This window comes from Halopseudomonas salegens (genome assembly GCF_900105655.1).
GTDB classification, from domain to species: Bacteria; Pseudomonadota; Gammaproteobacteria; order Pseudomonadales; family Pseudomonadaceae; genus Halopseudomonas; species Halopseudomonas salegens.
Map to the genome: position 1 here is coordinate 203,604 of NZ_LT629787.1, position 24,202 is coordinate 227,805.

At 56.2% G+C, this 24,202-nt stretch carries 22 protein-coding genes and 1 pseudogene; 20 read left to right on the forward strand and 3 right to left on the reverse strand.

What is annotated here, in order from left to right; all coding sequences use genetic code 11:
* The first annotated feature begins 40 nt into the window (after window positions 1-40).
* The 17 genes and pseudogenes from tssB to BLU07_RS00965 all read left to right on the forward strand — a co-directional run.
* Window positions 41-568: a type VI secretion system contractile sheath small subunit gene (tssB, locus tag BLU07_RS00885; RefSeq protein ID WP_197675100.1), complete on the forward strand. Its 528-nt coding sequence runs from the start codon at window positions 41-43 to the stop codon at window positions 566-568.
* A 28-nt stretch (window positions 569-596) separates the two neighbouring features.
* Entirely contained in the window at window positions 597-2,096 is a 1,500-nt protein-coding gene (tssC, locus tag BLU07_RS00890) for a type VI secretion system contractile sheath large subunit (RefSeq protein WP_092383233.1), read from the forward strand.
* An 88-nt stretch (window positions 2,097-2,184) separates the two neighbouring features.
* Complete coding sequence (locus tag BLU07_RS00895; RefSeq protein ID WP_092383235.1) at window positions 2,185-2,670, forward strand: Hcp family type VI secretion system effector; 486 nt, start codon at window positions 2,185-2,187, stop codon at window positions 2,668-2,670.
* A gap of 298 nt (window positions 2,671-2,968) precedes the next feature.
* Entirely contained in the window at window positions 2,969-3,775 is an 807-nt protein-coding gene (locus BLU07_RS00900) for a type VI secretion system accessory protein TagJ (RefSeq protein WP_092383237.1), read from the forward strand.
* Window positions 3,776-3,788: 13 nt separating this feature from the next.
* Window positions 3,789-4,286 carry a type VI secretion system baseplate subunit TssE gene (tssE, locus tag BLU07_RS00905; protein WP_157719034.1) on the forward strand — a complete coding sequence of 166 codons (498 nt, stop codon included), beginning with the start codon at window positions 3,789-3,791 and terminating at the stop codon, window positions 4,284-4,286.
* A gap of 2 nt (window positions 4,287-4,288) precedes the next feature.
* The gene (tssF, locus tag BLU07_RS00910; protein WP_407920100.1) at window positions 4,289-6,163 is read left to right on the forward strand and encodes a type VI secretion system baseplate subunit TssF; all 1,875 of its coding nucleotides are present in this window, start codon (window positions 4,289-4,291) and stop codon (window positions 6,161-6,163) included.
* A complete protein-coding gene (tssG, locus tag BLU07_RS00915; protein WP_157719036.1) occupies window positions 6,160-7,182 on the forward strand; it encodes a type VI secretion system baseplate subunit TssG in 1,023 nt (340 codons plus the stop codon). Before tssF ends, tssG begins: the two co-directional genes overlap by 4 nt.
* Before the next feature lie 269 nt (window positions 7,183-7,451).
* A complete protein-coding gene (locus tag BLU07_RS00920; RefSeq protein ID WP_092383245.1) occupies window positions 7,452-9,689 on the forward strand; it encodes a type VI secretion system Vgr family protein in 2,238 nt (745 codons plus the stop codon).
* 15 nt (window positions 9,690-9,704) lie between these two features.
* Window positions 9,705-10,811 (forward strand): DUF2169 family type VI secretion system accessory protein, encoded by a 1,107-nt coding sequence (locus BLU07_RS00925; RefSeq protein ID WP_157719038.1) that lies wholly within the window; start codon window positions 9,705-9,707, stop codon window positions 10,809-10,811.
* 2 nt (window positions 10,812-10,813) lie between these two features.
* Complete coding sequence (locus BLU07_RS00930; protein ID WP_092383249.1) at window positions 10,814-12,118, forward strand: PAAR-like domain-containing protein; 1,305 nt, start codon at window positions 10,814-10,816, stop codon at window positions 12,116-12,118.
* Entirely contained in the window at window positions 12,115-12,969 is an 855-nt protein-coding gene (locus tag BLU07_RS00935; RefSeq protein WP_197675042.1) for an ankyrin repeat domain-containing protein, read from the forward strand. Before BLU07_RS00930 ends, BLU07_RS00935 begins: the two co-directional genes overlap by 4 nt.
* An 83-nt stretch (window positions 12,970-13,052) precedes the next feature.
* Window positions 13,053-13,670 carry a hypothetical protein gene (locus BLU07_RS00940; protein WP_092383253.1) on the forward strand — a complete coding sequence of 206 codons (618 nt, stop codon included), beginning with the start codon at window positions 13,053-13,055 and terminating at the stop codon, window positions 13,668-13,670.
* Between the two features lie 28 nt (window positions 13,671-13,698).
* Window positions 13,699-14,511, forward strand: coding sequence for a hypothetical protein (locus tag BLU07_RS00945; RefSeq protein ID WP_092383255.1), 813 nt, complete (start codon window positions 13,699-13,701; stop codon window positions 14,509-14,511).
* Between the two features lie 25 nt (window positions 14,512-14,536).
* A complete protein-coding gene (locus BLU07_RS00950; protein ID WP_092383257.1) occupies window positions 14,537-18,475 on the forward strand; it encodes an RHS repeat-associated core domain-containing protein in 3,939 nt (1,312 codons plus the stop codon).
* A gap of 11 nt (window positions 18,476-18,486) precedes the next feature.
* Entirely contained in the window at window positions 18,487-18,768 is a 282-nt protein-coding gene (locus tag BLU07_RS00955; RefSeq protein WP_092383259.1) for a hypothetical protein, read from the forward strand.
* A 63-nt stretch (window positions 18,769-18,831) separates the two neighbouring features.
* A complete protein-coding gene (locus BLU07_RS00960; protein WP_092383261.1) occupies window positions 18,832-19,014 on the forward strand; it encodes a hypothetical protein in 183 nt (60 codons plus the stop codon).
* Window positions 19,015-19,025: 11 nt separating this feature from the next.
* A pseudogene (locus BLU07_RS00965) lies at window positions 19,026-19,283 on the forward strand (transposase); the annotation flags it as partial.
* Window positions 19,284-19,319: 36 nt separating this feature from the next.
* Here the strand turns inward: BLU07_RS00965 and BLU07_RS00970 are convergent.
* A complete protein-coding gene (locus BLU07_RS00970; protein WP_092383263.1) occupies window positions 19,320-20,525 on the reverse strand; it encodes an IS256 family transposase in 1,206 nt (401 codons plus the stop codon).
* A gap of 44 nt (window positions 20,526-20,569) precedes the next feature.
* On the opposite strand from BLU07_RS00970, the gene BLU07_RS00975 reads away from it, so the two are divergent.
* Both BLU07_RS00975 and BLU07_RS00980 read left to right on the forward strand, forming a co-directional pair.
* Window positions 20,570-20,998 carry a hypothetical protein gene (locus tag BLU07_RS00975; RefSeq protein WP_092383265.1) on the forward strand — a complete coding sequence of 143 codons (429 nt, stop codon included), beginning with the start codon at window positions 20,570-20,572 and terminating at the stop codon, window positions 20,996-20,998.
* Window positions 20,999-21,014: 16 nt separating this feature from the next.
* Window positions 21,015-21,869 carry an ankyrin repeat domain-containing protein gene (locus BLU07_RS00980; protein WP_092383267.1) on the forward strand — a complete coding sequence of 285 codons (855 nt, stop codon included), beginning with the start codon at window positions 21,015-21,017 and terminating at the stop codon, window positions 21,867-21,869.
* Window positions 21,870-22,109: 240 nt separating this feature from the next.
* Here the strand turns inward: BLU07_RS00980 and BLU07_RS00985 are convergent, their stop codons facing one another.
* Complete coding sequence (locus tag BLU07_RS00985; RefSeq protein ID WP_157719040.1) at window positions 22,110-22,685, reverse strand: hypothetical protein; 576 nt, start codon at window positions 22,683-22,685, stop codon at window positions 22,110-22,112.
* Between the two features lie 50 nt (window positions 22,686-22,735).
* Complete coding sequence (locus BLU07_RS00990; RefSeq protein ID WP_092383271.1) at window positions 22,736-23,140, reverse strand: DUF5675 family protein; 405 nt, start codon at window positions 23,138-23,140, stop codon at window positions 22,736-22,738.
* Between the two features lie 199 nt (window positions 23,141-23,339).
* Between BLU07_RS00990 and BLU07_RS00995 the strand changes: the two genes are divergently transcribed.
* On the forward strand, window positions 23,340-24,176 hold the full coding sequence (locus tag BLU07_RS00995) for a YihY/virulence factor BrkB family protein (protein WP_407920101.1): 837 nt from the start codon (window positions 23,340-23,342) through the stop codon (window positions 24,174-24,176).
* The last annotated feature ends 26 nt before the right edge of the window (window positions 24,177-24,202 follow it).

Here is a 24,202-nt window from a genome sequence, read left to right on the forward strand (position 1 = left end):
CAGCTGACATGCCGTTCAAGGAGAGAATATGACGTCCCCAATCAATTCCAAAAGCAGTCAGAAGTTCATAAGCCGTAACCGCGCCCCGCGTGTACAGATTGAATACGATGTCGAGCTTTACGGCTCGGAAAAGAAAATCCAGTTGCCCTTTGTCATGGGCATCATGGCCGACCTTGCAGGCAAGCCACTTGAGCCCATGGATTCAGTCGCTGACCGCAAGTTTCTTGAAATCGACATCGACAACTTCGATGAGCGAATGAAAGCCATCAAACCAAGGGCAGCCTTCCACGTGGACAATACCTTGACCGGTGAAGGCAATCTGGCGGTTGAGCTCAATTTCGAAAGCATGGATGACTTCTCTCCTGATGCCGTAGCAGAGCAGGTTGATGCGCTGTCGAAGCTCCTCAATGCGCGTACAGAGCTGAACAATCTGCTCACCTACATGGATGGTAAAACGGGTGCAGAAGAGCTGATCGGGCGTGTTTTACAGGACCCCGCGTTGCTCAAGTCGCTGGCGCAGTCACCCAATCCCGAAGTCAAAACAGTTGATACTGAAGACAACAACTGAATTCAATTTACAAGAGGAGCTTCAGGCCATGGAAACCAGTATTCGGGATGAAGAACAGCAATCCACACAGGTTGCGTCGAATGATTTCTCCGCGCTGCTGCAGCGTGAGTTCAAGCCCAAAACCGATGAAGCCAGTGCAGCTGTTCAGAATGCGGTCAAGACACTGGCTGAACAGGCGTTGGCAAATTCGCTGACTGTCAGCAAAGATGCCTACAAGGCGATTGAAGATATCATTGCCGAAATTGACAGAAAGCTGTCAGAGCAAGTCAACGCGATTATTCACCATCAGGACTTTCAGCAGCTTGAAAGCGCCTGGCGTGGTTTGCATTACCTGGTGAACAACACCGAAGTTGATGAAATGCTGAAAATCCGGGTGCTGCCAATCTCCAAAAGAGAGCTGCACCGAACCCTGCGCCGGCACAAGGGCATAGGTTGGGATCAAAGCCCGATCTTCAAGAAAGTCTATGAGCAGGAATACGACCAGCTGGGTGGCACGCCTTACGGGTGCCTGGTGGGTGATTTCTATTTTGATCACTCGCCCGCGGATGTCGAGCTGCTTGGCGAAATGGCCAAGATTGCTGCAGCCTCGCACTGCCCCTTCATTTCCGGGGCCTCTCCGGCCGCCATGCAAATGGAATCCTGGCAGGAGCTGGCCAATCCTCGTGACCTGACCAAGATTTTCGAGAACACCGAATATGCCGCCTGGCGGAGTTTGCGTGCTTCCGATGACTCCCGCTACATCGGGTTGGCGATGCCGCGGTTCCTCGCGCGGATGCCTTACGGGATCAAAAGCAATCCGGTTGATGCCTTCAATTTTGAAGAAGAAACCGATGGAACGGATCACGGTCGCTATTGCTGGGCAAACTCTGCCTATGCCATGGCCGTCAACATCAACCGTTCATTCAAGCATTTCGGCTGGTGTACCTCGATCAGGGGCGTTGAGTCAGGCGGTGCGGTCGACGATCTGCCTACGCATACCTTCCCAACCGATGACGGCGGCGTGGACATGAAGTGCCCCACTGAAATCGCCGTCTCTGATCGCCGTGAAGCCGAGCTGGCCAAGAATGGCTTCATGCCGCTGGTCCACAGAAAGAATTCGGATGTAGCCGCATTCATCGGTGCACAGTCTTTGCAGAAAGCGCATGAGTACTATGATCCGGATGCCAGCGCCAATGCCAAGCTGGCTGCGCGCCTGCCCTACCTGTTTGCCTGCTGCCGGTTTGCTCATTATCTGAAATGCATTGTTCGCGACAAGATTGGTTCTTTCCGCGAGCGTGAAGATATGCAGCGCTGGCTCAACGACTGGATCATGAATTATGTGGATGGCGATCCGGCCAACTCATCCCAGGATACCAAGGCCCGCAAACCTTTGGCTGCTGCCGAAGTGTATGTGGAAGAGGTTCGCGACAATCCTGGCTATTACACGTCGAAATTTTTCCTGCGGCCACACTATCAGTTGGAAGGGCTGACGGTGTCACTGCGTCTCGTTTCAAAATTGCCTTCAGTCAAGCAGTCTGAAAGCAACTAAAGGTGTCCGGGCTGTCAGCTGTAGCTTTCGGTCAAACTGGGCGGCGGGCATGAAGCCCGCCAATACAATTGTAATTCAAGGATAAAATATGGCTTCTCTTCAGGATTTCTTCATTAAAATCGATGGCATTCCCGGTGAGTCGAAAGACGCCAAGCATGCGGGTCAGATTGATGTCACCAGCTGGGGTTATGGTGTAAGCCAAACCTCAACCTCGCACACTGGCGGTGGTTCGGGTATTGGTAAAGCCAATTTCAGTGAGCTTTGCTTCAATCACTATATTGATAAAGCCACCCCGAACCTCATGAAGTATTGCGCCAGCGGTAAGCACATCCCCACCGTCGAGCTGTCGTGCTGCAAGGTTGGTGATGGCTCGCAGGAGTACATGAAGGTGACGCTGACTGAAGTACTGATCACCCACGTACAACCAAGCGGTTCCACATCTGACGCACGCGTTATGGAGCAGGTTGGCATGTCTTACGGCAAGATCAAAGTTGAAGTCAAGGAGCAGAATACTGACGGGTCCATGGGTGCTACCGTTACCGGTACCTGGGATGTCAAGCAGAACAACGAGTGATCAAAAGGGGCGCAGATTCATTCTGCGCCACTTTTTTTGTTGTGGGGTACGCCCGGCTCGATGTCGGCGTATCTCACAACATTGCTCGTTGGGCCCTCAGAGCAACATCAATGACTCTGTTGGCATCAATAGTTTGCCAAAAGCCCCCAGTCATACGTCACACACCATCCAATCTATTCAGTGCAAGACCGCGCTAAATACGTCTGTTTGGCCTCGCCCCTGGCCTGGCAGGCATATATTTCAGCACGCTCTGACACTGCAGTTTCATTGACCACTGATCTCGCAAGGACGCTATCCAATGCAGTCAACCCGTAAAATTCTGAACCATGAGATGCCACTTGCAGAACAGATCGAGGAGACCGTCTCGACCATCCGCAAGGAACCTGCCGAAGTCAAACATCGCGTTGCATTGGCGCAGCTGTACATGGCCTCAAGACAGTGGCAGCAAGCGACTGCTCAACTCGAGCGCGCAGCGCAACTGGCTCCAGCCTGTATGCCGCTGGCTGCAGCCTACAATGAAGCTATTCGTTGTGAAATGCTGCGCAACAAGGTGTTGGCCGGAGAAAGCTTGCCTGCAATGCTGGACGGCGCCCCTGCCTGGGTAAACACGCTGGCATCGGCTTTGCACCTGTTGTCATTGAATGACGTTGCCCAAGCCGCGCAGATGCGCGATGACGCTTTTGACGCTGCTCAGGCATGCCGTTTTGAAATCAATGGGCAAGCTGCAGAGTGGCTTGCAGATGCTGACAGCCGCCTGGGTCCGGTATGCGAGCTGTTCATGAATGGCGCTTATTACTGGGTTCCATTGTCAGATATCGCCGAACTTGAAGCCGAAGCTCCCGTAGACCTGCGCGACCTGTTCTGGCTACCATGCAGCGTGAAACTGGTCGATGGGCAAGCGTTCAGTGCCTTGATGCCATGCCGCTACCCGGACGAAGATGGCCAGGGTGGAGATGACACCTTGTTGTGCCGCAAGACTGAATGGCAAGAGTTGGGAAGCGACACTTGGGTCGGTCTTGGACAGAAGATTTTTGTCAGTGACAGTGGTGAGTTTCCTGCCCTGTCGGTACGCAGCCTTGTCAACATGCATGCCTCAGAGGGCTGACAGGGTCATGAGCGTGAACAAGACCAAGATACTGCCATCCCTGATTGATCGCCTGACAGACTTGAATCCTCGCAGCAGCTCGGAAGCCAGCGCGGCCAGGGCATTCAGCAACAAGGATTTGCGCTCAGCCGTCATACGGGACCTGGGCTGGTTATTGAACACGATCAATGCAGCCTCTACTTCGGGTATCCCGCCTGAGTGCCTTGCCTATGAGTCTGTGCTCAATTACGGCTTGCCGCCCTTGTCCGGTATTCATGTCTCCGACAGTGACTGGGCGCATGTAATGGACTCCTTGCGCGCTTCAATTTTGCGCTACGAACCCCGCATTGCGCCAAAGTCTCTCAAACTGTCCTTGCGCGGTACGGAAAGTTTCAACACAACACACAATCAGCTATGCATTGAAATTCGCGGGCAGCTGTTGGCAGAACCCTATCCGGTTGACCTTTTGCTGGTATCCCATGTTGATCTGGAGACCAACCAGATCGTGCTTGACCACAACGAAGGGCCTTGATGATGGATCCGCGACTGCTCGATTACTACAACCAGGAATTGAACTACCTCAGAGAGTCCGGCCTTGAGTTTTCGCAACGCTTTCCCAAGATTGCCTCTCGCCTTGGCTTGCATGAGTCGGAAATAACCGACCCCTATGTCGAGCGACTGCTCGAGGGGTTCTGCTTCCTGACAGCTCGCATCCGCTTGAAAATGGATGCCGAGTTTCCGAGATTTTCGCAGCGGCTGCTGGAAGTTATGTACCCTAACTACCTGGCACCAACGCCCTCGATGTGCATTGTCCAGTTCAAGCCCGGGGACATGAGCAGCCATGATGGCTCCGGTTTTCAGATACCCAGGGGTTCTCGTTTGCGGGAACCGGCACAGCCCGGGCGTAAAACCCAGTGTGAGTTTCGTACGGCCCATGAGCTGGATTTGCTGACTCTGGAGGTCAATGAAGCTGGCTTTTCCAGCATTCCGGGTGAGCTGTACAAAAACCTCAAGTCCCCGCAGCGTCAGGCACGCTCCGCCCTGCGCTTGAGCTTCAGGTTCGACGTTGCCGAAGGCAAAAAGCCGCACCGCGTTGACACCCTGCCGCTGTACATCAATGCCGACAATCGCCTGTCATCCCATCTCTATGAAATCATCATGGCGCATACCGTTGGCGTCGCCATGCGACCTACCGACGGCACACCGGGTGACTGGCGCATACAATCCAAAGACGCATTGATGCCCGTTGGTTTTGCGGAAGACGAGTCATTGCTGCCTTCGTCCATAAAGGGCTTCAGCGGCCACAGACTGCTACATGAATACTTTGCGTTTCCAGCCCGCTTCAATTTTTTCAGGCTGAATCAGCTTGGCTCCCTGGCAAGCAAAGGCGAGTTTCCGCTTTCCTTCGAGGTGCTGATACTGCTCGACCACGACACCTCCGAGTTCGAGCAACTGGTTGACCGTGATAATTTCTGTCTTAATTGCACGCCGGTCATCAACCTCATCGAAATGCGATCTGACAGGGTTCCCATTGCTCCAGGTACCAACGAATACCACCTGGTTGCCGACCGGACACATCCGATTGACTACGAAGTATTCAGTGTCAATGCTGCGGAAGGATTTGGCCGGGATAACTCGGTAGAGGCAGAGTTTCGCCCGTTCTACTCGTCAGTTGCGACTGACAAATCAAGTCATGGAAGCTATTTTTCAGCGCGTCGCGAGCCCCGCACAAAATCCAGTCTGATACACAGCAAGGGCCCCCGCTCAACCTATATCGGCTCCGAAGTCTTCTTGTCGCTGGTTGATCAGAACGAGGCGCCATTTTCGAGCTCGCTGAGGCAGCTCGGGGTTGATATAACAGCCACCAACAGGGATTTGCCGCTGCTGGTCAAGGTGGGGACGGACAACGATCTGCTGGCCATCAACTCGTTCCCGGTGTCTGGTATCCGCATTCTGCGCGGGCCAAGCCGGCCGGTTCCGGCCATCCCGGAAGGCGAAATCAACTGGCGACTCATCAACCAGCTGTCACTGAATTATCGCATGCTGTCTGAAGTCAGCTCGGAAGAAACTACAAGTTTGCTGAGTATTTTGCTCTCCGCCTACAAATCGCTGGGTGATCCTGCCATTGCCAAGCATGCCCAGTCGATCCTCTCGGTTACCTTGAAACCGGTCACCCGCAGGTTGCCCGGAAACGGACCGCTGACTTTCGGCAGAGGGGTGCAGATAGATATTACCGTGGACGAATCGCTATTCTCCGGGGCCAGCGCCTACCTGTTCGGTAGCTTGCTGGAGCAATACCTTGCCCGTCATGTAAGCATCAACTCATTCACCGAATTCCATCTGCACAGCGCTCAGCGCGGCCTTGTCGGTAAATGGGCGCCCCGTTTCGGTACGAGGCCTTGTGCATGAGCAGCACTGCGTCGGACGCCTTCCTCGAACTTGTCGAATCGCTGGAGAAGGATACCCACACCTTTGATCTTTTTGCCTTGTTGCGGCGAATTGATGCCCTCAACAAGAACAACCTGCCACTGGGCAGAGCTCCGCGACCACGCAACGAACCCATTCGTCTGGGTCAGAAGCCTTCTTCATCGTTTGCCCCATCCGCGCTCGCCGATCTCGAGCGTAATCGTGACAGCCAGCCGGCCAAGCTGACCATTCACGGGTTCGGGCTGTTCGGTCCAAACGGCCCCATGCCATTGGTCATGACCGAATACGTGCGCGAGCGCAGCGAGTTGCATGGAGACAAAGCGCTTGCCGAGTTCTTTGATCTCTTTCATCACCGCCTGATCTCATTGTTTTATCGCGCCTGGGCAGAGGCGCAATCCACCAACAGCCTGGACCGTCCGGATACCGACAGTTTCAGTCGATATGTGTCCAGCCTGCTGGGGTTGCAGGGGCGCAGCATTGTTTCGCGGCCCGGCTCGGTACCGCACCATGCCTATTTGTCTCAAGCCGGCCATTTGGCCAGGCAGGTGCGCAACGCGGAAGGGCTCGCGCGCATCATTGCGTCTTACTTTCAGGTCGAGGTCAACGTCTGCGAATTTGCCAGCCGTTGGCTGCGCATTTCCGAAGATCAGCAGACACGCCTGACCGGCTTTCAAGGCTGTCAGCTAGGGGTGGACACTATCGCCGGTCGCCGCGTACTCGATCGTCAGCACCATTTCAAAATTGTCCTCGGCCCCCTGACCCTCGCTCAATATTCCAGCTTCCTGCCTGGCGGCGCAGGCAACCGTCAGTTGAGTGACTGGATAAGCACCTATGTCGGTATTGAATTCAGTTGGGAAGTCAGTCTGATATTGCAGGCGAACGAAGTTCCCACCTGCCAGCTGGGAGGGCCACAGCAATTGGGTTGGCTAACCTGGGTGGGTGATTCAGGGAAGAAAGACCGCTCTGATCTGACGCTCTATCCGGAACCGTGCCCAGAGTGACCTGGCAAGAGCAGTCGTCTGGCCGTCCAGAGCTGTGATTTTATGGCTCTGGATCAGTCACTTCAGCGCTTGCAGACTTAAATTGAATATAAAGTGTGAAGCAGTTCATGGTTTTGAATTCTGCCAGTCACCTGCCGGAAAACTTGCTGATATAGTTCGCGCATAGTTTGGCGCGGTGCGGGCACGGGGCCTGCAGCAGTATTCCCCTGATACCTGCAGCTGCGACTACTGCACCGTACGAATGTCATGAAAATCTGCCAGGAGGGTGGATGAATCGCCTTATCAATGTCACTACGGCGCTTGGCGACCGTCTGCGTTTTTCCGCTCTGAGCGGGCATGAAGAAGTTTCCCGTCTGTTCGACTTTGCCCTCACGCTCAAAAGTGAAGACGATAACCTGTCCCCGGATGCCATGCTCGGCACCTCGGTCACTGTCGAGATCAAATTGCCCGGTGGCGGCGTGCGTCACCTCAACGGCCAGTGCGTGCATTTTGCTGCCGTCGGCAGCGCCGGTCGCTTCTATCTCTATGAAGCCCAGCTCAACCCCTGGCTATGGTACGCCACGCGGCGCACCGACTACCGTATCTTCCAGAAGATGACCGCCCCGGACATGATCCGGCAGGTGCTGGCAGACTACCCGTTTGAAGTCCGCCTGATCCTCAGCCGCAGCTATCGCGTATGGGACTATTGTGTGCAGTACCGGGAAACCGATGCCAACTTCGTCATGCGCATGCTGGAGAACGAAGGTATCTGGTTCTGGTTCGATCACAGTGCCGGTGAGCATGCCCTGGTACTGACCGATGACATCGGCCTGCGCAACCCGTATCCGGGTTACGCTTCCATTCCCTACTATGCGCCGGACCAGACCTACCCGGACAAGGATCATCTCGACCGCTGGAGCGCCGGTCAGCAGGTGCGCAGTGGCCAGTTCATGGCCCGCGACTACAACTTCACCATGCCCAAGGCCGACCTGGCGGTAGTCAACAACCTGCGTCCCGGCCACGCCCACGACGGCTACGAGTGCTTTGACTACCCCGGCGGCTACGATGACCTTGACCAGGGTGATGCCTATTCCCGGGTGCGTATGGAAGAACTGCAGAGCACCCAGGCCCGCGGTCATGCCGCCGGGCGCGCCCGGGGGTTGGCACCGGGCTGGCTGTTCACCCTGGAGAAACACCCGGTCGGCAAGTACAACGTCGAATACTTGATCGTCGCCGCCGACTACCGCTTTAGCGACAACGACTATGAAGCCGGCGGCAGTAGCGACAGCCACAGCTTTCGTATCGACATCCAGACGCACCCCAGCGACCAGCCGTTCCGCCCGCAACGGCTCACGCCCAAACCTTTGACCCAGGGGCCCGACACCGCCACGGTAACCGGCCCGCCCGGGCAGGAAATCCATACCGACAAGTACGGCCGGGTCACCGTGTCCTTCCCCTGGAACCGTTACTGCAGCAAAGACCAGGACAGCTCCTGCTGGATTCGCGTCTCGCACCCCTGGGCGGGGTCGGGCTTTGGCGGCATCCATATTCCGCGGATTGGTCAGGAAGTCCTGGTCGACTACCTGCATGGCGATCCGGACCGCCCGATCATCACCAGCCGGGTGTACAACGCCCTGCAGATGCCCCCATGGGGCCTGCCGGCGAATGCCACCCAGTCCGGCTTTCTGACTCGCTCGACCCTGGGCGGTGGTTACGACAACGCCAATGCCTTGCGCTTCGAAGACAGCAAAGGCGCCGAACAGCTGTGGATTCATGCCGAGCGCAATCAGGATATCGAAGTCGAGAACGATGAAACCCACTGGGTCGGCAACGACCGCAGCAAAACCATCGACCGCGACGAAACCAGCCATATCAAGCAAGACCGTACCGAAACCGTTGACCGCCACGAGACCATCACCGTCCATGGCAACCGCAAGGAAGAGGTGGATGGCAACGAAACCATCGCCATCCACAAGAACCGCACCGAAACAGTGGATCTGAACGAGAAGATCAGCATCGGTCGCAACCGCACCAAAAGGGTCGGCGGCAACGAAAAGGACAGCATCGGCAGAAACTGGTCCACCAAGGTCGGCAAGAACAAGACCGAGACCATCGGCATGGCCTACATCCAGAACGTGGGTCTGGGCCGGATGGAAAACGTGGGGTTGGGCTACAGCCTGAATGTCGGGTTGATGATGAATACCGTCGTCGGCTTGAACCAGAGCGCCCAGATTAGCAGAAACAAGAGCACCACCGTCGGCAAAACCTATAGCCTGACGGCCGGAGGAAGCAGTGCCCCAGGCGGTGGTGTGCCAATGGCAAACACCTTGGTCGCAGGGGGGGCTCCAGAAGGCAAATCCTCAGGAGGGTCAAACATAACCATGGATGGCGATTCGATCACCCTGACGGTGGGCAAGTCGAGCCTCATGCTCAAGGCCGACGGGACCGTCACGATCAACGGCAAGAACATCGATATCCTTGGATCGGATCACGTGCAGGTCGACTCAAAGCGTGTCGATCTCAATTGAGAATGGATGATGGAAATGCGTCAACCTCCTTATGTTCTTGAGTCCCCCGTAGAGGCAGCGGCCCTGCCGGAAGTGCGAAATCACACGCACTTCCCCAGCCAGTACTTCCAGATGATGGATACCAGTGACAAGGTCTTTCATGTGTTGGTCAGCCGCCTCACTTACGACCTCAGCAACCTGGACGAGCAAAAAAAGCCTCGATTGGCTCGTGAACAGCAAGAATTGGTTCAGTCAGACATGTTCTACAGCAAGGTCAACGCCAGCAGTCTTGTTCAGGAAAGTGATTTTGCACCCTACAAGCCTCGCTGCGACGTTCTCTTTGCACACGCCACAGCCTACGCGCCCGATGGGAAACAAGCCACACGCTGGCCCGTCGGCGTAAAAATAGGCGAATGGCGCAAAGTCATGGCCGTGTGCGGACCACGCACCATCCAGCCGGGAGTGCTGGGCTGGAAGCTGAACAATCCTGAACCTGCCATTCAGGTCCCGATACGCTACGAACTCGCCTTCGGCGGCACTTACCAGTGGCCGGAAACCCTCGCTGAGGATGAGGAGCCACAGATCCACGCCAGGTACGAACCTAACCCGATCGGTTGTGGCCTGCTGCACTCACTGTGGCTGAAAAAGGTGCGCCCGCAGATGCTCAAGGCGCCGCAAATGGAAGTGTTCGAACAACCATTCAAGGACCATTGGCTGGAGCGCCTGGACTATCCGGTGATGGGCCTCGGCGCCATTGGTCGTTGGTGGCAACCACGTGTGTCATTCGCCGGCACCTATGACCAGAACTGGAAAGAACATCGCTGGCCCCGCCTGCCTCTGGATTTCGACGCCAACTATTGGAACTGCGCCCCGCAGGATCAGCAGATCGATTACCCAGAAGGTGGAGAAGAGATTCTGCTTGTAGGCCTGACCCCAGGCGGCGGACAATTCCGCGCCTGCCTGCCAGACCGTCCACCCCATGCCTTGGCGCGCCTGCATGCAGGTCCGATCCTGGCGCGCCCGATGCACCTGGACACGCTTATTTTCGACATGCATCGTATGACGCTGACTTGCGTCCACCGTATGCTCATCGCCGCCGATGCCGACGTGCGCGTGCTCGAAATCCGACGCAGGGAAGCATAAAAATGGCCAGCGAAGCCGCTATAGCCAAGGATACGCAGTTTGTGCTGGTCAGCATGCTGCCAGACGTCTGTCTCACTCCCGACAAGAAAGGGAAGCCAATTCCTTATCCCATTACCCATGACATGGGCCAGAGCAAGCAGTGCTCGCCCAACGTGTTCTTTCGCGGTCAGCCGGCCTACCTGCACGAGGAAAGCTACGCCGATAACGTCAAGGGTGACGAACCAGGCGCCGGCAAAGGAGTGGTTTCAGGCACCCATACGAAAATCAGCCGCAGCGAACAGTACAGCCCCAGTGTCTTCATCAACGGCCAGCATCTGGTGCGAACGGGCGACAAGGTATGGATGAACCGGGCCGACCCGGGCAACGCCGTTGGCACTAACGCCGCCAGCAGCAAGAAAGCCCGCTGGGACTGCCGCAAAGGTCAGATCACTGCGGCCAAGGACCAGCTGGAGGATATGCCCGAGGGCCCAGAAAAGGATCGCTTGCAAGCGGCCACGGAACGCTTCGAGCGCAATAACGTGGCGGTGGAGCACGCGCGACTTTCGCAGGCTGTTTACGATCCCAGTCAGCCTCCTCCCGAAGGCTGGATCGATATCAGCAACGATCCGGAAAAGTTGGCGCAATACAATTTGGATCCTGATGACCTTAGCGCAGAAGGCTCCAATTTCCGAGCTGCAGTTTATGAACCTGATCCAGCTGTGTTCGGTTCGGATATGAAGCCAACGGTTGCCTTCAAGGGAACGCAAAATGGTGAGGACTGGAAAAATAATCTTGCGCAGGGCATAGATCGACAATCGGACTATTACGAGAACGCTGTCCAAATCGGAAAGGATATTAAACGATCTGGAGCCCTTGTCGATATTACCGGGCACTCCTTGGGGGGAGGCTTGGCTTCTGCTGCCTCGCAAGCCAGCGGCAGGCCGGCCACTACATTCAACGCCGCTGGACTGCACGACAATACGGTGGAGCGTTATGGAGGCGTTGTACACCAGACGGATATCCAGGCCTATCGTGTCGATGGTGAGATACTGACCGGCATTCAAGAGCCGGGCTGGGGCGGTACGGCAGCCGCCGCCGGCGCGGGCTTTTCTCTGGGTGGTGTCAAGGGGGCTGCTATCGGCGTACTGGCACGCTGGGGTCTTGCAGCCGTGATGCCCGACTCTGTAGGTACGCCGCACACATTAGAGGGCAAAGGCCTGGACCCCATTGATCGACATTTGATGCCTCAAGTCATCGACTCGATTGAGGAGCAGAAGTCCGAAGACCAACAGGTCTTAGCCTCAGCTACCGGGAAAACATGCCAATGAAAGCATCACTGCTACACAAAATGCCCTTCTTGCTCTCACGCCGCAATTGGCTGATTCTTGGCGTAACGCTTTTGCTCACCGCCTGCTTTCCAGGCAATGGTCAAGGAAACCGCTTTATGAACCATTCATACCCCGCCAGCACCTTCTTCAAAGGCCACTATCTGCTGCTGGCCCAGGCGATCGAACGCAACGATATGGCTCAGCTAAGGCAGCTGGCAGAGGGTCAGGACCTTAGTCTTAAAGGCGAAAAGGACATGGACCTGATGTGGTTTGCTATCGCCCACGAAAACTTCGATGCCATCCAAGCATTAGTGGAACTGGGTGTTAATCCGGACGCACAAATAGCACAAGGTATCGGCAGCGCCTTGCAATTTACCTTTATGAAGCACGATGACACCCGCTACCTCAAGGCCATGCTCGACGGGGGATTATCACCGAATCATCAGTACCCTGGGCAAAAACTGATGCTTCAGCGTGGGGTATTCGGCGGGCTGGAACATGTCAAATTGTTATTGGAGCACGGTACCCGTATCGATGACCGTGACAGCATCGGGAGGACAGCGCTCCACGAAGCCAGCACCAGAATGAAGCCCGACATTGCCATTTACTTGGTGCAACAGGGTGCAGAATTCAATACATACACAGCCGTAGGGTCTTCCATAGCCTGGGGGGTTTATCTCGACATCAACGATACCCGCCCCGGCAACCCCATCCATACCCAATTCCTCGAACTACGCGACCTGATGATCGAAAAAGGCGCCAAGTGGCCGCCAGATTCGCCTATCGAGGTCCGTGACCAGATGCGCGCTCGCGGGGAAAACCCGCCCGTACCTCCGGGACAGCCGCGCTGACATGGCGCCTGCAGAGAACCCATTGCTCACAACACGGCAAGCAATACACCCACTCACCATTTATCTTGAGAGCTGAAAATCCGATGATCATCTTCCCCCGTTTCAATCATCAGGCCGCACGGGTCCTCACTTTGTTGGTCTGCCTGGTTGCTATTCCCCAGGCTCAGTCAGTCGAGGGCACATCGCCCCCGAACATTGTGTTTGCTGAGACCAACTACCAACTGGCCTGGCAGTCGAACCCGACTCCGGGTTACAGCAAACACGAGTTCCTGCCCCAGGGCCAGGAACTCCCGTATTACCACAACATGCTGCTGGTGGAGCAATTGACGAATGGCATGACAGTGCCCCAGGTCGTGCAGAGCCAGATCGAGCTCGTCACCGAGCGCAAGCAAAGCGATCCGGTCGCCCAGCATCGCATCATGAACAATGAACAAACCGGAGAGTTCCTGCTGGACTTCCTGCTCAGCGCGGCAGATTCCGAGCACGGCACCATCATCGAGTGGAACGTCTACCGCTATATCCCGCAGCAAAGTGCCGACGGCAGTGAAGGGGTCTTGCTTTTGGGCTACAGCGCCCGCGCCTATGGCGACGAGGAGGGGCGAAGCTTCTTGATTGAGCTGCAGGAAAGCCGGCCACAAATAATCCAGGCACTCGTCTCGCTCAGCGTTCCAGAACACATAGGCACCACAGCCGAGCGCTGATAAACCTATTACATAGGCAACCGTCGCCATGTCGATTACTCTGGCCCCCATTACCGTCCGCGCATACAGGCCCGTAGCGCTGCCCAACGGCAACGCGGTCATTGTCGACCCGCGGGAGAGCAGCGTTTTGCTGGAAACGTACAGCCCGCAAAACCCTGACACCATGCTGATGAGTGAGGCGCTGAACTACGAGCAGTATGCGCAAATGCGGGCAGAAAACCCCGACATTGCCTTTCCGGAGTTGGTCAAGCCCGTGCCAGCCGACCAGCAGGGGCAGGACAGCACGCAAGCACAACAAGGTCGCATTCAACCCAATAATTATCCCCAGCCCGGACCTATTGGCAACACCACTGGCATTATTGTCCCGAAGACCAGTGCCGCCCCAGCCGGAGCTCCGGGTAACCCCTCAGGCGGCGCGGAAACCGAAGCCGAAAGTGGCTGGTGGAAAAGCTGGGGGTCAGCTGTCACGCACGGTGTGCTGGATGTGGTCGGGCTGGTACCAGTCTTGGGTATACCAGCGGACCTTACCAATGCCGCGATTTATGCCGCTGAACGCGAGTATGTGGATGCCGGTCTCAGCGCCGCAGCCGCTATTCCCTTTTTCGGATGGGGAGCCACCGCAGTCAAGAGGGGCAGGCAGGTCGGTAATGCCGTAGACGCTACGCGCGCAGCCCAGACAGGTACTGAAGCCGCCGTCACAGGCGGGCGCCAGGGGGCTGAAGCAGTTGGTAACGCATCGGCCAGGAACACCGGAAGTCCCTCGTCCACAGGTGGCCGAGTTGACGGCAACACCCCCCCCAACAACAGGGACGGCCAAGCCAATAGGCCCTGCGCCTGCTGAACGCACTTATGAACAAGGATGAACCATGAGTATCACGCCGCCCAATATTCAATTGGCAACCGGTGCCTGCGTGCTGCAAGGCGAGGACGAACTCGATTTCACGCTCGACGGCGCTTTTGCCTTGCAATGGCAGCGCACCTACCTCTCAAACAACGACGACTGCGGCCTGCTCGGCCCAGGCTGGACGCTACCGTTGTCGTTTGCGCTGGAGCGCAGCGACAGCCATCTGTTTTTCATCGATCTGCAAGGTCGCCGCACGCAGTTTCCACTGCTCGACGTCGGAGAGCGTTTCTTCTCGCGCTTCGAGCATACGACCCTGTTGCGCAGCGCTGAACAGCAGTATGAGCTGATCACCCCCGAAGGCCTGCGACTACTATTCTCACCGCTGGCCTCTCCTGGCTACACGAACACGACCGACGCTTTACGCCTGCCGCTGCAAGGCCTGCGCGACCCCAACGGCAATGGCTGGCACCTGCAATACGACGCCCGTGGCCTGCCATTGGAACTCGAAGGCACGGATGGCTACCGGGTGGCTTTCGTTTATGACGATGGCTTCGATTCGCCGCGTCTGCGCGAGGTGCGCTATCTGGCCGACACCGGTGCCGCCAACAACTTCTTCTCCCGTTCCTCACGCCTGCTGGTGGAGTACCGCTACAACAGCACAGGTGACCTGACCGCCGTGCTTGATGCTGAAGGTCGATATTGTCGACGCTTCGATTATGCCAATCACACCCTCAGTGCCCATTGGCAGCCGTCGGGTCAAGTCGTCCGTTTCGGCTGGTCAGCGCACCACCCCGACGGCCAGGTGCTGTCGGTGCAAACATCGAGTGAACGCCAGTGGTGGCTGCACTACGATACTGCCGAACGCAGCACCCGAATCACCGAACAGTCTGAAGGTCTGTCACGTTTCAGCATCCAGTACTTCGATGCCGAGCAGCGCCTCATCGCCCTGCACGATGCCTTGGGCAACATCACCCGTTCCGAGCGCGACGCATTTGGTCACGTCATTGCTCATATCGACCCTCAGGGTGCCACCACGCGCTACAGCTACGATGAGCACGGTAACGTACTCGTCATCACTTGGCCCGACGGCACCATTGATGCGCTTCAGTGGGATGCAAACCTGCGCAAACCTGTGGCCCACACCAACCCGCTTGGACATACTACCCGCTACGACTACGACGCCCGCGGCAATCTGATGCGTGTTACTGCGGCCGATGGCAGCCAGACCACTTACGAACGGGACGCCCGCGGCCTGCCAGTGGCCATCATCGATGCTCATGACAAGCGCAGGATACTGCGTCTGGATGCCATCGGTAGGGTCGTGGAGTACACCGATTGCTCCGGCCAACGCACTCATTATGAGTGGGACATCTACGGCAATCTCGTCGCCTTCACCGATGCTCTGGGCCAGCGCACTCGCTATACCTACCGATTCATCAACCGTCAGGCATGCCTGGTCAAACTCGACCTGCCGGGCGGTAGCTGTGAGCGGTTTGCCTACGATGCCCAGAGCAACCTCATAGCCCACCACGACGCTATGGGCCGCACAACGCGGTACCAGTTCGACAGCGAAGGCCGACCACTTGCACGCACCGATGCCATCGGCCACCGCCTGGACTACCGCTACGATGGTTTTGGCCGGTTGATCACACTGCGCAACGAGAACAACAGCTATTACCACTTTGCCTGGGATAACCTGGATCGCCTGATAGCCGAACAAGGCTTCGACGGTCGCCGCATTGACTACCGCTATGACGCAGCCGGCCATCTGCTGGAAAGCGTTGACGGAGTGCCCGTGGGCGGCCCCATGCTCGGACACGGCTGTACTTCGGTGTTGCGTAGCTATTACCAGCGCGATGCCCTCGGGCGGCTGCTGGAAAAACGTGCCGCCAGGCCCGGCGCCCCAGCGCTGCGCACCCGATACGCCTACGACGACGCTGGTCAGTTGACCCTTGCCCGCAATGCCTTCGCGCGGGTGCAACTGACTTATACGCCCAACGGGCAGATCGCCTGCGAACAGACTCTCAGCCGCTTTGGCACACATACCCAGCTGCGCCATGAATACGACGCCCTGGGCAACCGTATCACCACCACGCTGCCGGATGGCCGCCAACTGAATACGCTGACGTACGGCAGCGGGCACGTTCATCAGATCAACCTCGACTTTCAGGTTATCTGCGACTTCGAGCGCGACTCCTTGCACCGGGAAACAGGCCGCACTCAAGGTGCGCTGCGCAGCCGCTACGAGTTCGACGCCCTGGGCCGGCTGCTCGCCAGTCACACTGAACGTCCCGATGCCGGGCTGCGCCCAGCGAATGAACAGGCGACCGGCCAGCAGCCCAAGGCCACCAGTGCCGGCCAGCGCATCGCCCGCCGTTACCGTTACGACACCACAGGCCAACTCCTTACGCTGGACGACGCCCGCGCGGGCCAAACCCAGTACCGCTACGACGCCATCGGCCGACTGCTTGCGGCAGGCACACCGACGCAACAGGAACATTTCGCCTTCGACCCCGCGCATAACCTGATCGAGTCGGGGGCTGACACGCAAGAATCCGCCGACACACCTGCGGCGATCCACTGGAGTGATGAAGGTTGGATCGAGTACCTGCGCACCCAGCGGCCAAGCTCTAATCATCCGCCTCTGACAGCGCAGGACATGCTACTCGATCCCCGCCAATGGCCTGCCGGCAAGGGCAATCGTCTGGCTGTCTGGCAGGAACATCGCTACGCCTATGATCACTGGGGCAACTGCACTGACAAGCGCAGCGGGCCACACCGTCATCTGCACATGCAGTGGGATGCAGCGCATCAGTTAAGCGCAGTGCGTATCGACGATGCCCGCACCCAGGAATCGCAATACTGGGCTTACGCCTACGACCCCTTCGGCCGGCGCATTGCCAAATGGCACACCAATGAAGCGGGGCAGCGTCCGGCGCCTGAAGCCATCACCCACTTCAGCTGGGACGGCAACCGGCTGCTGACCGAACAGCAGCTGTGCCGCACTCCGGATCAAAGCGAGCCGCAACTGCATCACAAACTTTACGTCTACGAGCCGGACAGCTTCGTGCCCCTTGCCCAGGTCCAGACCGTGCGCGCACCGGACGATCCGGACACCATTCTGCCCGACCCCGAAGAGGCCAGCCTGCAACAGCAATATCCGGACATCTGGGCCGCCAACGTGCTGCCGCTACAGCGGCGCATTGCCGCGCGCCTCAAGAACACCCTGCCCAAAGCCCCCGAACCACCGGCAAGCACAACGCAGATTCTCTACTACCACACCGACCACCTCGGCACCCCGCGAGAACTGACCAATGCCGAGGGCCACATCGTCTGGGAAGCTCGCTACAAGGCCTGGGGCCGCGTACATCAGATCGACTATCCAGCCGTGCCGCACACCATCGCCGACGGCAACACCCAGCGCCAGGTATGGATCGAGATCCCACCCGACGAACGCCCGGTGCAGAACCTCCGCTTTCAGGGGCAGTACCACGACGAAGAGACAGGGCTGCACTACAACCGGTTCAGGTACTATGATCCGGACTGCGGCCGCTTTGCGAGCCAGGATCCGATTGGGTTGGCAGGTGGGGTCAATACTTACCAGTATGCGCCGAATCCGATAAGCTGGATTGATCCGTTGGGGTTGTGTTGTGATGGAGTGGTTACAAAGGGCGCAGGGAAGTCACCCAACATCAATCCTGGAGATGTTGCCAATAGAACCCCCGAGCAAATTGATGCCCTCGCTAGAGAGCGGGGGCTAATCCCGAGAGGCCCTGATCCTCAAGCGGGCAGAGGCGCTTACGTTGATCCTGCAACAGGAAATCAGCGTGTGCTATGTCATACCAACTGCGCAAACCCGCACGCACACGTGAATAATCCACAGGGGCAGCGTTTGGACATTGACGGCAATGTGGTTTTGCCAGAATCTCCAGCAGCTCATTTGCCGATAAATTACCCATAAGGTGACCGGTCATGATGCACGATTGGACGTTGTTGACACTGATAGTTGACTGGGCGAATGGTACGATTACGATTGCGTTTAGAAATTGCCAATCACAGGAAGTGTTTCTGATAGCAGAAGGGCTGATAGACCTGAGAGTGCCTAAGCGAGAAGAATGGGGCGGAAGTGTCTCCGTCAATGAGGTTGACGGGCCGAAGGTGCTTCAGAACGGAAGTTTGTACTTTTCCATAGAAATGCAGTCCGGCGACAAAATAGAGATGGAGGCAAGGTCTATTTCTTTGCCAGACGGTTAGTTTGTCGCAAAGGAGGCAAACCCTCTTGAGGGAACTAAATATACCGACAAGGTTACGCGCCAAATGGAAGGTAAAGACCTTGACCATAATTCCCCGAGCTTAATTGATAAACAAGCTGGTGCGGCCAAGGTCAAAAAGATAACCGGCGGTGATGGTATTGAGCGAACCAAGGTGGAGCTGCCCGGCAGTGTAAACGGTAAAGACGGTAATTTCGAGGGCGGAGAAAAGGGGACAGATTTATTTTAAGGAGGTTGTAGATGCCCAGGATGGGTCGAGTGGTATTGCCGAACTACCCGCACCACGTAGTGCAGCGGGGCCATAATCGTCAAGTGGTGTTTGCTTGCGAGGATGACTTTCAGCGCTACCTGTCAGATATGCGGGAGTTGAAAGAGGCCTTTCAAATCAAGCTTTATGCATGGTGCCTGATGACCAATCATGTGCATCTTCTCGTCTGCCCAGAAAGCGCGGCAGGCCTTGGCCAGTTTATGAAATCGCTGGCAGCCAGAGCTACGCGCGAGGGTGTTCAAAACTCTGTGTCACCGACAGCAGCGTCACAGACTGATGTATTCGTCCAGGCGCTCGGGGAAGTGGATGGCCATCTGCGACAGCGTCAGGTTCCAGTTCTGAACGGGGTGGGTCCAGCGCTCGGATGCCTTGAGTATACCGGCATAGAACAGCTTCAGTAAGGCGTTCTCACTGGCAAAGCCGCCCTTGGTCTTGGTCAGCTTGCGGAACTGGCGATGCACAGCCTCCACCGCATTGGTGGTGTAAATCGCAGTGCGGACGTAATCGGGATATTTGAAGTAGGCCGATAGGGTTGGCCATTTGCCCCGCCAAGACTTGATCACCATTGGATATTTCTCGCCCCATTTGGCTTCCAGTTCATCGAGTGCGATTTCTGCGGCGTTCAGCGTTGCAGCCTTGTAGACGGGCTTCAGATCAGCCATGAAGGCTTTCTGGTTTTTCGATGCGACATACTTCAGCGAGTTGCGGATCTGGTGAATCACGCAATGCTGGATTTCCGTTTTCGGGTAAATGCTCTCGATGGCTTCCGGGAAGCCTTTCAGGCCATCTACACAGGCGATCAGGATGTCCTTAACGCCACGATTGTAGAGGTCTGTCAGCACGGAGAGCCAGTGATGGGCGCCTTCCTGGTCGGACAGATACAGGCCAAGCAGCTCCTTCTTTCCCTCGATGTTCAGGGCGAGAATGGTGTAGATGGCCTTGCTGACGTAACGCCCGTTTTCCTTGATTTTGTAGTGAATGGCGTCAAGCCAGACAATTGGATAGATGACTTCAAGATCACGCTCTCGCCATGCCTGTAGCTCTGGCAGAAGTTTGTCGGTGACAGCATTGATGGTGCCGTTGGACAGCTCAATATCATATAACTCAGCAATGTGAGCGCGGATGTCCTGGTAGCTGTTGCCGAGCGCAAACAGGGCCAGGATTTTGCGCTCCAGCTCATCGGTCAGGTGCGTCTGGTGTTTCTTGATAAGCTGGGGCTCGAAGGTGCCGCTGCGGTCACGGGGCGTCTTCAATTCGAAGCTGCCGACGGGGCCTTTCATGGTCTTGCCAGTCGTGCCATTCTTGCGGTTCGGCGTGGCTTCTTTGGCAAGATGATTGTCCAACTCAGCCTGCATGGCGGCTTCGGTGAGTTGCTTGATCAACGGCGTGAGAATGCCGTCTTTACCGGTCAAATCCTGGCCGTCACGCAGGGCTTGCAGGGCGGCGTCAATGTCGAATGTGGGTTTGCTCATGGTTCACCTCTCTGATGAGTAGATTAAAGAGGTGACACAGAATTATGAACACTACAGATGTTTGGCGCTACGACGGCAGTATCTGGCGACAGTGCGACTTCCCGAGCAATGAGCAACTGGGAACAGTGACGGTTGCCCCCGATGGCAAGGTCTATATCTCCGGTGAAGGCGGCAGCCTGTGGGTGGGGGAGACGGATACCTGGGAGCGGGTTGGTGGCTTGGGCTCCAGTATTCTGTTCAACGACAGTGTGTGGTTCGACGGCATGCTGTGGCTCAGCTCTGATTACCAGCTACGGGTCTGGGATGGCCAGCGGTTACGCCGTCCCACGCATAACGGCAAGGATATTACCCACGCAGGCTTTCTGGATGCCTATGACGGTCTACTGGTGGCGGCCACCCGGCATGAGGTTCATGCCTATGACGGCAGCAACTGGCACTGCCTGGTCAAACCGTATCACCAGGGAGAGAGCTGATGGGGGCGAGCTTTTAATGAAAACAGCGCTATCAATCAAGGTGTCCATTCTACTGTCACGCCGCAACTGGCTGATTCTTGGCTTAACGCTTCTGCTCACTGCCTGCTTTCCAGGCAGTGGCCAAGGTAGCCGTTTTATGAACCATTCATACCCCGCCAGCACCTTCTTCGAGGGCCACTATCTGCTGCTGGCCCGGGCGATCGAACGCAACGACATGGCCCAGCTAAGGCAACTGGCAGAGGGGCAGGACCTAAGTCTTAAAGGCGAAAAGGACATGGACCTGATGTGGTTCGCTATCGCCAACGAAAACTTCGATGCCATCCAAACATTGGTGGAGTTGGGTGTTAATCCGGACGCACAAATAGCACAAGGCATCGGTAGCGCCTTGCAATTTACCTTCATGAAGCACGATGACACTCGTTACCTCAAGGCCATGCTCGACGGGGGGATCTCACCCAATCATCAACACCCACGGCAAGAGCTGATGCTTCAGCGTGGGGTTTTCGGCGGGCTGGAACATGTCAAGCTGTTGCTGGAACGTGGTACCCATATCGATGCCCGTGACAGCATTGGGGGAACTGCATTGCATAGTGCCACTACAAGCGTGGAGCCTGATATTGCAATCTATCTTGTTAATCAAGGTGCCGACTTCAATACCTACAAAACAAATGGATCATCGGTAAGTTGGTCCGTATATCTATCAGTTCAAGATATGCGCCCCGGCAACCCCATCCATACCCAATTCCTCGAACTTCGCGACCTGATGATCGAAAAGGGCGCCAAGTGGCCACCAGATTCGCCTATCGAGGTACGTGACCAGATGCGCGCCCGAGGCGAAAACCCGCCCGTTCCACCCGGACAGCCGCGCTGATCTAACCACTGTCGCGCAGCTTGCTCGTTTAACGGGGTGTTCATCATCGGTGGGCAGATCAGGCTGACACTACTATGATTAGGTTCGAAAACAATTGGGTGCTTCGGATAGACATCCGAGACGCAGCGAATACGGGCCGGAAGCAATGCAACGCCGTGTTCCGGGCGAGCCTATTTCCAACTGCGTTGATGTCCGGACTGAGTAGAGCGCTAGACCTAGCCTCGTGTAGTCATTGCCCAATCAGTCGTGACGCAGTTCAGAGTCTGATGAGATCTCCTGCATCTGTTCGCGGCGCTGGTAAATCCGCTTGCTTAAAGCCAGCAACACTTCATCACGGGCTTCGCTGTATTCCGGCGAGTCTATATCTCGCAGAGCCATGTAACGCTCTTCAAGTCCTAGGATGCTGGCAGATAAGTTGTCGACATAATCAGGGCCGAGATAACCGACCAATGCGCCTAGCCGTTGAATAGTGTGCCGGTACTTGGTCACAGCTTTCAGAAAGCCTTCAGGGTTCGACATGATGCTTTGTCCGATCAGCCAACGGAGATGCAAGGATTCAGCTCCATCTGTATACCCCATACATTCAAAAGCCACCTCCAGTGCCAGAGGGTGACCTTCCAGAACCATTTGTTCGAATTCAGGCGTCCTTTCCGTTATGGGGTGAGTTGCCTGTTGGCTGAAATACTGCATCAGGGCTTGCTGTGTAATCTTGCTTGGTGCACTGGTAAAGGCTTCAAAAGCCGCCAGCGTTTTTTCAGAGTCGCTTTTGGCTGCATTGGCAAACGGGCTTATCAGGCCTGCGGCCAGCATGAACACAAGCAAAACGAGTCCTGGCAACACTGGGCGAGTCGGTGCTTGCATTCTGGTCATTTGGATTGCTCGCTAATTTCAACGAAGATGATGCCAGCATCGACGGCTGCGGCCATGATTTTGTCCAAAGCGATTCTACTGCTCCCTACAGAATTTTGACCTTTAGACGTGCCTGGCAGTATGCAGCCATCTGTGTCGTCAGGAAAATTGCCACGGTGTATTTGAATGGCTGAGCGCTCAGGAACATGATGAAGTTGAATGGTGTCGTGAGACCACTTCGAGGTTTCTGCTTTGCGGATAAAGGCCGTATATTGGCCTGCAGGTATGCAGCTAATAAATTCCTGATTATCTTTCCAGGGTAGCTCTAACGCATATCCGATTTTAATGCCGTTGAGATACAGATCGCTGATAAATGATTCTGCTGTTTCCGTCGTTCTGACGAGCTTGATTCTACATCCCATGTGAAACTCCTTTTATGTTTTATGGCATCCTGCCTTTGTCGGTTTAATCTACATGATGGAGCATCAATCGAGCAAGCTGGCGGCCTTGTTTTAATGTTTGACGGAGCTGGGTGACAGTACAATCAGCAGACAATTGGACGCGAAACCAACGAGGTGCGGCTGTGGCTATACTGGGCCTGCAAGGGGCGAGTTTTTTTCGCTGATCAAGAATACGGCCAGAAATTTCATCGATGATGACATGTCTACCTACGCGGCAGCCTTGTCATACCGGGCCCTGTTCGCGCTGTTCCCGTTTCTGCTTTTTCTCATCGCAATGCTGAGCTTCCTCAATCTGGGCGACGTTTTCGACCGGATGCGGGAGCAGACGCTGCTGGTGCTGCCGCCCACCACGCATGACCTGATTGATACTGTCATCAGCGACCTGCAGGACAGCAACAACAGCATTTTTTCGGTGGCCATACTGATCGCCATCGGGGTTGCATCCAAGGGCATTCGCTCGCTGATGAACGCGATGAACAAGGCATACAACATCACCGAATCCAGGCCGGCCTGGAAGCTGTTGTTGTTGTCCGTGGTGTATACCATCGGGGTTGCCGTGATGCTGTTGTTCGCTACCGCCCTGATGGTTGTTGGGCCGCAGACGATCGAGTGGCTGGGTGCCTGGGTGGGGGTCGGCGAACTGGCGGTTACACTCTGGGCTTTGCTGCGTTGGCCGTTGGCAGTCGTTTTGCTGATGCTGGTGGTCGCCATTCTTTATTACCTGATGCCGAATGCAGAGCAGAAATTCCGCTTTATCACTCCGGGTTCAGTGGTTGCAGTCATTATCTGGATAGCCGCATCCGTAGGGCTCAGCATCTATGTGAGCAATTTCGGCAATTACGATGTGATGTATGGCGGTATTGGCGCCATCATTGTGCTGATGTTCTTCTTCTACATTTCGTCGGCCGTTCTGCTGCTGGGGGCGGAGTTGAATGCCACCATCGAACATGCTTCGGTTCAGGGCAAGGACCAGGGCGACAGGCTGATTGAGCCATGAAGAGGCTTGCGGTTGGTCATTCTGGC